Here is an 11393-nt window from a genome sequence, read left to right on the forward strand (position 1 = left end):
ACATGTCGGACTACGATCGAACCCATGCCAGGCTGATCGATGTCGAACTCGACGAATCGATCGGCCGTTCGACGCCCGATGTCGAGCACGAACGGGCGGTGGCGATCTTCGACCTGATCGAGGAGAACCACTTCCAGCCGGTCAATGACGACGGCGCCGGGCCCTACCGGCTGAAACTGTCGCTGGCCGAATCCCGTCTGGTCTTTGCGGTGACGCGCGAGGATGGTGCCGCCGTGGTCACCCACATCCTGTCGCTGACTCCGCTCAGGCGCATCGTCAAGGACTACTACATGATCTGCGAAAGCTATTACGAGGCCATCCGTACCTCGACGCCCAGCCAGATCGAGGCGATCGACATGGGCCGGCGCGGCCTGCACAATGATGGCTCACAGACATTGATGGACCGGCTGGCCGGCAAGATCGACATCGATTTCGACACGGCGCGCCGGCTGTTCACGCTGGTTTGCGTGCTGCACTGGAGAGGCTGAACTGCCTGCCCCTCTGCCCCACTCGATCCTGCCCCGCTCAATCCTGTTTGTGTGCGGCATGAACGCCGTGCGCTCGCCGATGGCCGAGATGCTGGCACGCCAGATGCTTCCGGCGACCACTTTCGTGGCGTCGGCCGGGGTGCGCGGCGGCGAACGCGACCCGTTCGTCGACGCCGTGCTGGCCGAGGAAGGCCTGTCGCTGGGCGAGCGTCACCCGAGGACGCTGGACGATCTCGAGGACGACTATTTCGACCTGATCGTCACGCTGTCGCCGGAAGCCCATCACACCGCGCTCGAGTTCACCCGCTCGCTCGCCGTCGACGTCGAATACTGGCCGATGCCGGATCCAACTGATGTCGGCGGCACGCGGGAGCAGATCATAGCCGCCTATCGCGAGGTGCGCGAACGGCTGAAGGCGCGGATCGGCGGCCGTTTTGCAGCGCCGGAAGCAAAAAACGGCACTGATTAAGCATGTTCACAAGCGGACGATTATCATATAGGTTCCGCCCAAATTCCGGCCGGGGCGCTGGGAATCCCCATCCAAGCAAAGGTATCGAATGCCGAAGGAAGAAGTCCTCGAGTTTCCGGGTGTCGTCACGGAATTGCTGCCCAACGCGATGTTCAGGGTGAAGCTTGAAAACGAACACGAGATCATCGCCCATACGGCCGGCCGCATGCGCAAGAACCGCATCCGCGTGCTGACCGGCGACAAGGTTCTGGTCGAGATGACACCCTACGACCTGACCAAGGGCCGCATCACCTACCGTTTCAAGTAAGATCGTCAGAGCCCGGCCGGAATCGCGATGAGCAGTTTGCAGAAGCTCGTGCTTGCCTCGGGTTCGCCGCGCCGGATCGAACTCCTGCAGCAGGCCGGCATCGAGCCGGACCGCGTGCTGCCGGCCGGTGTCGACGAGACGCCGATGCGCGCCGAGCATCCGCGCTCGCTGGCCAAGCGCCTGTCGAAGGAAAAGGCCGAAAGGGCACTGGCGTCACTGCAAACCGAGGACGACTATGCGCCCAGCTTCGTGCTGGCCGCCGACACGGTGGTCGCCGTTGGCCGGCGCATCCTGCCCAAGGCCGAAACGCTCGACGACGTCGCCAATTGCCTCGGCCTGCTGTCCGGCCGTTCGCACCGGGTCTATTCCGGCATCTGCCTGATCACGCCTGGCGGCAAGCTGCGACAGCGGCTGGTCGAGACCAGGGTGCGTTTCAAGCGGCTGCCGCGCGCCGAGATCGATGCCTATGTGGCCTCGGGAGAATGGCGCGGCAAGGCCGGCGGCTACGCCGTCCAGGGCCTCGCCGGCGCCTTCGTCGTCAAGCTTGTCGGCTCCTACACCAACGTCGTCGGCCTGCCGCTCTACGAGACGGTGGCGCTGCTGACCGGCGAGGGGTTCAAGGTGCACGCCAACTGGCTGTCAGCTCGGCCATGAATACTGGGCAACCATGAGCTCGGACGACAAGGTCACGCCGCTGCGCCCCAAACGGCCCTGCCCCGAATGCGGCAAGCCGTCGGCGCGCGAGACCTATCCATTCTGCTCGGTGCGCTGCAAGGACATCGACCTCAACCGCTGGCTCAAAGGCGCCTATGTCATTCCGGGCCGCGACGACGAGGACGAAGCGGACAACGACGCTCCCAAATGAGGCCGTTCGGCACCTCGACCGAGTCCCATGAATCAGCCTGTCGGGCAGCTGCTCGTTTCCGCTTGAAATCAGCGCTTAAGCGCTGGACAGGCCGAATTCCCGTGCTATAACCCACGCGCTTTCAAGGGGCGCCTGCGGCGCTTTCGTGAAATCCGGTGTGCGGAACTGCCCGCCTGCCGGAACAGGCCCAGATAGCTCAGTTGGTAGAGCAGCGGACTGAAAATCCGCGTGTCGGTGGTTCGAATCCGCCTCTGGGCACCAGCCCCTCTTCTCCCCGCACTCCCTTTCGCCGAAGCTTCTACGCTTCTGTTTCTGCAAATCTCTGAAATCGCTGATCTTTTTGTAGAGAATGGCGTGGCTAGGCGCGTTTCATGGAGATCTGGGCGCACTTGGTCCAACGGGCCGCCGGGATGGTATTTCCGTTGGTATTGGGCATCCTGTTGGTATCAAAAAGCCAAAGTGAGGTCCCATCAATGGCCCTATCCGACGTAAAATGCCGAAATGCCAGACCCGCCTCCAAGCTCGTTAAACTATCTGACGGTGGTGGGCTCCAGCTTTGGGTGCAGCCCACCGGGTCCCGCCTGTGGCGCCTCGCCTATCGATTTGAAGGCAAGCAGAAGCTTCTGGCGCTAGGCAGCTATCCTCTCATTTCCCTAGCCGAGGCACGCCAAGCCCGCGATGACGCTAAACGTCAACTGCTGTCTGGCATCGACCCCGCACAGGAACGCAGCTTGCGAAAGACCGATTCGGCAAAGGACACCTTTCGCTCAATCGCAGACGAATATCTTGACAAGCTGAAGAAAGAAGGACGAGCGGACCGGACGATCAGCAAGGTCAAATGGCTGCTCGACTTTGCCTATCCGTCAATCGGCGACAAGTGCATTCGGGAGATCGATCCGGCCTCAATCCTTACCGCCCTCCGTCGCGTGGAGGTTCGCGGTCGATATGAGTCGGCCAGGCGACTTCGCTCCACCATCGGGAGCGTGTTTCGATATGCAATCGCGACCGCACGCGCTGAGACAGATCCGACGTTCGCCTTGAGAGGCGCACTCATCAGTCCGACGGTCACGCCGCGCGCCGCGATTACCGATCCTAATGCCTTGGGAGGCTTGCTGAGGGCGATCGGTGCATTTGACGGACAGCCTACAACCCGAGCGGCCCTGATGCTGATGGCGCTGCTGTTTCCCCGCCCCGGCGAGCTGCGCGCAGCCGAATGGGGCGAGTTCGATTTCGAAAGCTCGGTGTGGATCATCCCTGAAGCGCGCATGAAAATGCGACGGCCGCACCGCGTACCCCTTTCAAGGCAGGCTGTTAGCCTCCTGACCTCACTTAGAGAAATTTCTGGTGGTGGGTCGCTGCTGTTTCCTAGTGTTCGATCAGGTTCGCGTCCGATTTCCGACAACACGCTAAACGCCGCGCTGCGCCGTATGGGTTACGGCAAGGAAGAAGCTACCGCGCACGGCTTTCGAGCAACGGCATCAACTCTGCTAAACGAATGCGGAAAGTGGCACCCGGACGCCATAGAGCGGCAACTGGCCCACATTGAGAACAACGACGTTCGGCGCGCCTACGCCCGGGCAGAGCACTGGGATGAGCGCGTCAAGATGATGCAATGGTGGGCCGACTATCTGGATGAACTCGAGAGAAAAAACGCGCGGGTGATCTCAATCGGGGGCTGCGGCAAGTCCGCCGTCCGTACGCCATCGCGAGGGTCCACTTTGAACCCAAGATCGACGGTTCACCAAACGCCGAGAGGAATCTCCAACCTCCGAAGATCATACTGAGGTTCAAAAAATGCCGAAACTAAACGACTAAATAGCAGGTCAGGATGACCGTTTTCTACATAAAATCAATACGTTACCGGATGGTTCGCCACCCCATTTCCTTCGTATTCTCTCGTAGGTCTGGCGAACCTAATGACCAAGACGAGGACTAGTTTCCATGCGAGCAGTGTCTCTGTTTTATAACAATGAGGGTCAATGAATGCATTTTGTCCAGGGTATGAGCGCGGCTGATTTGGGGCCGAATGCTGCCCGTCAGCTTGAAGCGCACACCCCTGCCGCCGACCGCTCGTCGCGCCTCGCTTTTGGAGGTTACCAAACCAGTCCTCACCAGAAGCTCGACCAGCGTCACACCCGCGACTCGTTCGGGGCAAGTTTGAGCGTTGGCAGACCTTTAGCTTCGGCTACGAGGCCGGAGCGCGACCAAGTCGCCTGATGGTCGCATCGTAGGATTAGATCGGCGCCCCAAAGCAGCATAGTGGCTGCCGTAATACCCACAGGTCGCGTCCAGCTCGGCAACCGCGTGTTTGCGCCGGGCACATCAAATGGCTTACCATTTGCTGCGCTCTTCTATTGCCAACCAACCCAATCAATCTCGAGACTCATCGTGAAAATAAAAGCGTTCACTGTAGACGGGCCTCTGCCTACAGAAATCCCGGCCCTTCAGGAGATCGAACGCGCTCTGCCTGCTGACTGGCTGGGCTTCGCCAATGTCACAATCCGACATCCGACGAAGGCTCGCTATGAACGCGAGGTCGACCTTATCATCGTGACCCACGACAGGATCATCCTTGTCGATCTCAAGCATTGGGCAGGGAAACTTGAGCTCGTAGACGGTTTTTGGCACCAGAATGGGGAGCGCCGTGAGAAGTCCCCTGTGGTGAAGATGCGGGACAACGTGTTCCTTCTCCTCAACGTGTTTGAGGCGGAATCCTTCAGACTCGGCAAGCCTAGAGTAGAAGGACTTGTGGTTCTGACACATCCAAACTGCGATGCATCGCAGCTAGGCAATGATCGCCAAGCGGTCATGCGATTGGGCGACTTCCTACGTGTTCACGAGCCCAAACGATATCGAGCGACATTTGGCAGCTGGTCCAATCACGAGAGCAACCCGCTCAATGCGGGTCAGAACAAAGGCACCGTCACTAAATTCTTCAGTCCGGGCCGGATATTCGAGCCCCGCAAGACCCGATTCACTTCCTACGAGGCGGTGGGGAAACCTGAGTTCACTTCCACCCTTTACGCCGAGTATCTTGCCCGCGACATCGAGGAGCACAACGCGACCGCTCTTCTCCGGATCTGGGACTTCGAGCAAGATGACGAGTTGCGGCACGGCCCAGAGCGCAGGGAGCTCGTAGAACGCGAACGCGCGGTCCTCATGAGGCTCGCGGATCTCGATCCCGACCTGGCGGCAGTCACCTTGCGGTCACGCGCACGAGACACGGAGGTTGGCACCCGGTATTGGGAACTGTTTGACCGAGATCGGCACCTACAGAGGCTGTCCCGGTTCCTAAACGACAAGGGGCAGGACCTAGACCTGTCCGACGGAATTGATCTCGTGAAGATGCTGTCTGGCTATGTGGCCGGACTCCATAGGGCCGAGATCGCTCACCGGGACCTTGGCGGGCACTCCATCTGGATCGATCCCGGTCGGCTCCGCGTCGTGCTTTCAAGTTTCGGCGCGGCACGGTTTCCTGATCGCCGCTCAGCGGGACAACTCAGGGCCAAGCTGAGCGGCGCGGCTCTGAAGCTACCCGAGGATATCGGCGTTGTAGATGCCGGGTCCGCGTACTGTCACGACGTATTTCTCCTCGGCGCCGCCGCTTGGTCAATTTTGAGTGGTGCGCAGTTACCGGAGAATGACGGCATCCCAGACTGGTCCTCAGTTTCTCCCGAGGACCGCGCGTGTATTCCTGAAGGACTAGCCGAGTGGGTTGGCCGCTGCCTCGAGTGGGATCCGGCTGCGCGGTTCGCTGACGGCATGGAGGCCCACGACGGTCTCTTGTCCGCGCTTGCCGGCTCCGGCGCCTCCCAGACCGAGGTCATGGACCTGAGGGCTTACGAGGCTGACATCGATCCGACGCTGGATTTTCCGGTGATACGGATGATCGATCGCGCCAGGGCGAGAATTTACATCACTGACCATGAGGGCGAAACCCTGCTTGTCAAGAACTGGCCCGAACGCCTGCTTGGCGACAGATCCAAGAACGCAGCTAGACTTCTGGAGTTTTTCGGCCGTGCAGCGCGTTTACGGTCAGCAGCAAGTGGCCGCCTCCCACGGGTCCGCGTCGCTTGCCTCTGCCACGACGGGCTTTTCGTGCTCCAAGACTACCTGGAAGGAAAGCCTCTTGACCAAGCGGATGTCACGGGATGGTCCCCAGGGACGTTACGCAGCTTCCTTCTTGGACTCATCCAGTTGATTGAGGAAGTCCATGACTTGCGCCTGCCGCATGGAGACCTTTCCCCAAAGAATATCCTGGTTGCCGAGACGGACGAAGGGTTGGAAGCTCGGGTTATCGACTTCCTGGATTACTCGACCGAGGCAGCCGGCGAACGAATAACTCTCGCTTATGCCCCTCCCACCAACAACGCTGATCCATACATCAGAGATCGCTTCGCCGTCGGAGTGATCGCCGCCGAATTGGCGGGCCGGATAAGCGGCCTGCCAACCGAACTCCTCGCTGCAGTAAGCAAGGCGCTCGACGACTGCCGTGCGCAGGACATCCCTTGGGCGAGCCTGCGCCCGGTTGCAAATGCGCTATCGCGCGAAGATGCGATCTCAGCGAACCAGATTAAGATCACCTTCGGATTGCCGCGGTGTGGCGCGCCTGGGCCGATGTTAGCAGACGACGGTTGTTTTCACGTTGTCCTGGACGAGCAGAAGGAGGAAATCAGCGTCGTCGGGTTTGACTGTCAGCTTATACTCGGGCTCGACAAGGCAACAAGAACCGTAAAATCGGCGCGGCAGGTGGAGGCGAAAAGCCAGACGCTTGCGTGGGCAGCTAGCAGGAAGGCCTTCAGCTTCCAAGGCAGCATCGAGGCCTATGAGGCTCGGATGGTCAGTGTCGACGAAGGACTCGATTTGCTCCTTGCCCGCGTTGCCGAAACAGGTTGGCTTTCAGACTCGGTCGAGACTTCGGAAGTCCCGCTTGAACCAGCCGTTCCGATCGCCCCGCCGAGTAAAGCCCTGGCAGCCCCCGCAAAGCCGTTGCCGTTCCCGACGGTCTTGTTCTGGCAGGAGCAGATCAAGGTAGAGGAAAGCCTTCGTCCGGCCTTGACCCTGATCGATGACGTTTACGCTGACAGCCTCCATGACGTCTTGATCGTACCGCACGACAGCGATGCATCTCTCGACGGAATCGAGGACGGCGACATGTTGTTTTACAACGAGTCCCGCGTCGGAGTTGTCGTCACTGAGCACACCAGTCCAGGGAGTCTCGCGTTCCGGCCCAGAGGCAGCAAGCGCCCACTGAAACTCGGCGATACATTGATCCTGCAGGGCAGCCAGAACGCTGAGAGCCTGCGTCGCCGGGCACAAGCGGTAAATCGAATCCTCCGCGGCGAAACTCCGATCAGGAACCTGGTGACATATTTCGATCCGTCCTCGAAGGCGCAGCCCGAAAAAATGGCTCCATCGGCGGGCGAGACCGATCTTGAACAGTACGGCCTTAACCCAGACCAAGTCGCAGCATTCAACCGACTCTGGACCACTGGCCCCGTGGGACTCCTTCAGGGGCCACCCGGCACGGGGAAAACCAAGTTCATCGGAGCCTTTGTCCACTACGCCCTGACAAAGGGCGGCTGCCGCAACGTGCTCCTCGTGTCCCAGTCCCATGAGGGGGTGAACACGGCGGCAGAGCGCATCCAGGCCCTGATGCGTGAAGAAGGCCACGACCTCGACCTGCTTAGGGTGTCGAACGATCCAGATAAAATCTCTGATCCGTTGCGCCGATCTCACGTGAACGCGATCCAAGACCTGTACTTGGCCCGGTTTGATGCCGAAGCCAAGGAAAGGCTCTCCATGGTGGGGAGAAGGTTAGGCTTGCCACGTGCGTTTGCGGCCGACTTTTTCGAAATTCAAGAAGGTCCCATCGAGGTGGCGCGCCAGATCGCCCGGCTTCGCAATCTCAAAGTAGCTCCAAACGACGAGGCCGCGCTGGAGCAGCGGATAGGATCGCTTGAGGACGCCTTGAATGCCCAGTTGCGTCGGTTTGGACTTGAGGCTGTCGATGCCTCCGCCACGTCGGAAGAGATCGGCTCCCTTGCGGAAAACCTCCTGCTGGAGACACACAATGTTCGGGATTTAGAGGCCGTTCGGCGCCTGCGGGCGGTCCATGTGACAGCCCGGCAATGGACTAATACGCTTCGAACCCGCAGCAGGACGCTTGAGGAGTTCTTCGCCGGTAGCCGACGGCTCGTCTGTGGTACCTGCGTCGGAATCGGCAACCCTAAACTGCGGTTGACCGAGAAGACCTACGACCTGGTTGTCATCGACGAGTCCGCGCGAGCAACTTCGAGCGAGCTTGCGGTAGCGATGCAGTCCGCAAATCGCATCCTTCTAGTCGGCGACCACAAGCAGCTTCCGCCTACTCTGGAGAAGGATGTCGTTCGTCATCTGGCGCTTGCTACCGGCATCCTTGACGAAGCCGATATCATGCGGAGCGATTTCGAGAGAGCATTCGGCTCCGCATATGGCATGCACGTGAGCGCGACATTGAAACGGCAATACCGCATGGCTCCGGCTATTGGGAAGCTTGTTTCTAAAGTGTTCTATCCCGAGATGGGCCTTACGACAGAGCGCGGAGAACCCGAGGCGCATTATGATCAGCTTCCCTCTCCGTTCGACCATCAATTTACATGGATAGACACGGGCGCACCCTCAGGGCCGGGTGAAGTGAAGAGGGGCACGAGCTACCACAATCCGGCCGAAGCGCAGGCCATCGTAGGTTTGCTCGAGACACTGTGTGGCTGTCGCGATTTCCTGGAACAGGCAATCAGCAGGCTTAAGGATGGTGAGCCGCTCGTCGGCGTAATCAGCATGTATGCGCCACAGCGCGACCTAATCCAGGACATGCTCGCAACATCGACGATCCCACACGAGTTGCGCGCGCTGATCAAGGTTGACACCGTGGACAGCTATCAGGGCAAGGAAAACCGCATCGTCATCGTTTCGCTGGTGCGAAGCAACGAAAGGGGTCAGATCGGCTTTCTGAATACTGAGAACCGGATCAACGTTGCCGTTTCGCGCGCGATGGACCGCCTTATCCTCGTTGGGGCGACCGCCATGTTCCGCAAGTCGTCTAGCAAGCTCTCCGATGTACTCGCGCACATAGAGTCGGAAGGGCGAGTGATGTCTAGCCAGGCCGCGAAATTGGAGGCCGCGTGATGGCAGGTGAACGCATAAGCTTTATGCCCCAGGATACGGTCATCCCGATTGACGGTCTGACCTTCTTGGTTCCAGCGCGTACCTTTCGGATCGAGGGCACTCTTCTCAAGGGAGGCTATTTCAGTCTCGCCACGGAATTCGCATTGAGGCTGCTGCGCGACGTCGGCGAAATGCCACCCGCCGAAATTGGGAGGTTCTTCGGCTTCTCCGAGCGCGAAACGCGGGCACTCGTTCAAGAGCTCCTGCTCGATGGATACATCGTTCTGTCGTCTGACCGGGTGCGGCTGTCGCAACGAGGGGAAGATAGCTTCAATCCCGCCACCGGCGAATTGTCGATGCTCAAGATCGAACCCTTCGGAGAGACATTGTCGCTCGACCTGATCTCCTTCGCTCCTGCAAGAACTGGAGGGGCACGCATGCCTTGGTTGTCCGATATCGAAATTCCGGACAAGCCCAAGGCTGCCGCAGCGACAGAAGCTGGCAGGGATGGATTTCGGTCGAATTTCGGGGAATGGCGGGAGCGCAGGTTTAAGGGGACAGATGCATCCACTGCAAGGTTGCAGACCATAGACGAGGTGACGCCTCTAGGGCGGGCGCTGGTGCCAGTGACGGTGCCTGTGAGCTATGTCCCATCCATCGGAGAGCAGATCGAGCCGGATTTCAGTAGGCTGCGCGACCGCGGGAGGAGAGGATCCCGGGAGAAGCTCGTCGACGCGCTCAGCAATGTCATGCGAGGCATCACAGCGCCAGGAGACCATCTCGCCGCTGCTGATGTCACAGCAGAATGGGATCGCGAAGTTCTGAAGTCGCCGTCAACAGCGACTGGCGTGCGGATTCCGACGTGAAGCCGGCCGCCATTCCGATCAAACACCGGTCACCATTCCGGTATGAAGCCGGCCACCGTTCCAACCAAAGACCGGCCACTTTTCGGCACTGAAGATTACCTCCTGGGTCAGCAACTTTGGCATCAATTACCTCGCGATGAACGAGGACATTTTGATGCCGGCAAAGAGAAGGCTGACCATGAGACAGTTGAGACAGATGCTTCGGCTTGCCGGAAGCGGGACCAGCTCCCGCGAGATTGCGGTCGTGCTGGGAATAGCACGCAGTACGGTGCAGGATAATCTGCGGCGCGCAGCGGCAATCGGGTTGAGCTGGCCCCTGCCAAGCGAGCTGACCGATGACGCGCTTGAGAACAAACTCTTCGCTCGTAATGGCGTCAAGCAGGGCACGCGGCGGCGCACAGAGCCGAACTGGGCCCATCTCGCCGTCGAGCTCAAGAAGCCGGGCGTCACGCTCCTCATCTTGTGGGAGGAGTATCGAGGAAGTCATCCCGACGGATATGGCTACAGCCGGTTCTGCGAGCTCTTTCGCAGCTTCGAACAGCGGCTTTCCCCGACGATGCGCCAGGAACACGCCGCCGGCGACAAGGTCTTCGTCGACTATTCCGGCAAGAAGATCCCGATCGTTGATCGAGACACCGGCGAGATCCGTGAGGCGGAGATCTTCGTGGCAGTGCTGGGTGCGTCCAGCTTCACCTATGCCGAAGCAACTTGGACCCAGACACTGCCTGATTGGATTGGTTCACACGTCAGGATGTTTCGTTTCTTGGACGGCGTTCCCCGCCTGATCGTCCCCGACAATCTGAAGTCGGGCGTCAGCCGCGCCAGCTTCTACGATCCCGAGATCAATCGCAGCTACGGCATGATGGCATCCCATTATGGCGTCGGCGTTCTTCCGGCCCGGCCGCGACGGCCGAAGGACAAGGCGAAGGTTTCATAGTGCGTCCTGTTCGGCTGATGGCACGGTAATGGAGGCAGGGCGGGCGGGATTAGCGTTACAGCCTGGGCGACCTTTGATGATCTCGAGGTGGGAAGGAATATCCCACAGACCCCGGCTGAGATTGTCGCTGTAGACTTTGGTGATGAGCCCCTGACGTCCCCATTGATGCACGGTGGTCTCGGCGATCTCGAAGCGTTCGGCCACTTCCTGGGTGGTGAGCATACCACAATCGCGCAGGCGCTGGCGACGACCGGGCAGGTTATAAGTTCTGCGGATGAAAGCGATTTTCTTGAGATTGAACGGCTTGCCGTCCCA

9 protein-coding genes, 1 tRNA gene and 1 pseudogene are annotated in these 11393 nt (G+C 59.8%); 10 read left to right on the forward strand and 1 reads right to left on the reverse strand.

Annotated features, from left to right (window positions below; genetic code table 11):
- Window positions 1-2 precede the first annotated feature (2 nt).
- The 10 genes from IQ26_RS14205 (at window position 3) to istA (ending at window position 11078) form a co-directional block, all read left to right on the forward strand.
- The gene (locus IQ26_RS14205) at window positions 3-488 is read left to right on the forward strand and encodes a UPF0262 family protein (protein ID WP_145718177.1); all 486 of its coding nucleotides are present in this window, start codon (window positions 3-5) and stop codon (window positions 486-488) included.
- A 1-nt stretch (window position 489) separates the two neighbouring features.
- Window positions 490-957: an arsenate-mycothiol transferase ArsC gene (locus IQ26_RS14210; protein WP_276316423.1), complete on the forward strand. Its 468-nt coding sequence runs from the start codon at window positions 490-492 to the stop codon at window positions 955-957.
- 88 nt (window positions 958-1045) lie between these two features.
- Complete coding sequence (gene infA / locus IQ26_RS14215) at window positions 1046-1264, forward strand: translation initiation factor IF-1 (RefSeq protein WP_006200926.1); 219 nt, start codon at window positions 1046-1048, stop codon at window positions 1262-1264.
- 27 nt (window positions 1265-1291) lie between these two features.
- On the forward strand, window positions 1292-1918 hold the full coding sequence (locus tag IQ26_RS14220) for a Maf-like protein (RefSeq protein ID WP_145718182.1): 627 nt from the start codon (window positions 1292-1294) through the stop codon (window positions 1916-1918).
- A gap of 13 nt (window positions 1919-1931) precedes the next feature.
- On the forward strand, window positions 1932-2129 hold the full coding sequence (gene yacG, locus IQ26_RS14225; RefSeq protein WP_145718184.1) for a DNA gyrase inhibitor YacG: 198 nt from the start codon (window positions 1932-1934) through the stop codon (window positions 2127-2129).
- A 185-nt stretch (window positions 2130-2314) separates the two neighbouring features.
- A tRNA-Phe gene (locus tag IQ26_RS14230) sits at window positions 2315-2390 on the forward strand.
- A 212-nt stretch (window positions 2391-2602) separates the two neighbouring features.
- Entirely contained in the window at window positions 2603-3913 is a 1311-nt protein-coding gene (locus tag IQ26_RS14235) for a tyrosine-type recombinase/integrase (RefSeq protein WP_145718213.1), read from the forward strand.
- Between the two features lie 604 nt (window positions 3914-4517).
- Window positions 4518-9296, forward strand: a complete 4779-nt coding sequence (locus IQ26_RS14240) for an AAA domain-containing protein (RefSeq protein WP_145718186.1) — start codon at window positions 4518-4520, stop codon at window positions 9294-9296.
- On the forward strand, window positions 9296-10141 hold the full coding sequence (locus IQ26_RS14245; RefSeq protein WP_145718188.1) for a hypothetical protein: 846 nt from the start codon (window positions 9296-9298) through the stop codon (window positions 10139-10141). Before IQ26_RS14240 ends, IQ26_RS14245 begins: the two co-directional genes overlap by 1 nt.
- A gap of 178 nt (window positions 10142-10319) precedes the next feature.
- Window positions 10320-11078 (forward strand): IS21 family transposase, encoded by a 759-nt coding sequence (istA, locus tag IQ26_RS14250; RefSeq protein ID WP_240547117.1) that lies wholly within the window; start codon window positions 10320-10322, stop codon window positions 11076-11078.
- Here istA and IQ26_RS14255 read toward each other — a convergent pair.
- Window positions 11073-11393: pseudogene (locus IQ26_RS14255) on the reverse strand (helix-turn-helix domain-containing protein); the annotation flags it as partial. The gene istA and the pseudogene IQ26_RS14255 overlap by 6 nt on opposite strands.

This window comes from Mesorhizobium tianshanense, assembly GCF_007830515.1.
In the GTDB taxonomy this organism is placed as follows: Bacteria; Pseudomonadota; Alphaproteobacteria; order Rhizobiales; family Rhizobiaceae; genus Mesorhizobium; species Mesorhizobium tianshanense.

What these genes read in the sequence shown, in the direction of transcription:
- yacG (WP_145718184.1), top strand. Translation starts at nt 1,932, where the DNA reads ATGAGCTCGGACGACAAGGTCACGCCGCTGCGCCCCAAACGGCCCTGC.
- IQ26_RS14205 (WP_145718177.1), top strand. Translation starts at nt 3, where the DNA reads ATGTCGGACTACGATCGAACCCATGCCAGGCTGATCGATGTCGAACTC.
- IQ26_RS14235 (WP_145718213.1), top strand. Translation starts at nt 2,603, where the DNA reads ATGGCCCTATCCGACGTAAAATGCCGAAATGCCAGACCCGCCTCCAAG.
- IQ26_RS14220 (WP_145718182.1), top strand. Translation starts at nt 1,292, where the DNA reads ATGAGCAGTTTGCAGAAGCTCGTGCTTGCCTCGGGTTCGCCGCGCCGG.
- istA (WP_240547117.1), top strand. Translation starts at nt 10,320, where the DNA reads ATGAGACAGTTGAGACAGATGCTTCGGCTTGCCGGAAGCGGGACCAGC.
- IQ26_RS14245 (WP_145718188.1), top strand. Translation starts at nt 9,296, where the DNA reads ATGGCAGGTGAACGCATAAGCTTTATGCCCCAGGATACGGTCATCCCG.
- infA (WP_006200926.1), top strand. Translation starts at nt 1,046, where the DNA reads ATGCCGAAGGAAGAAGTCCTCGAGTTTCCGGGTGTCGTCACGGAATTG.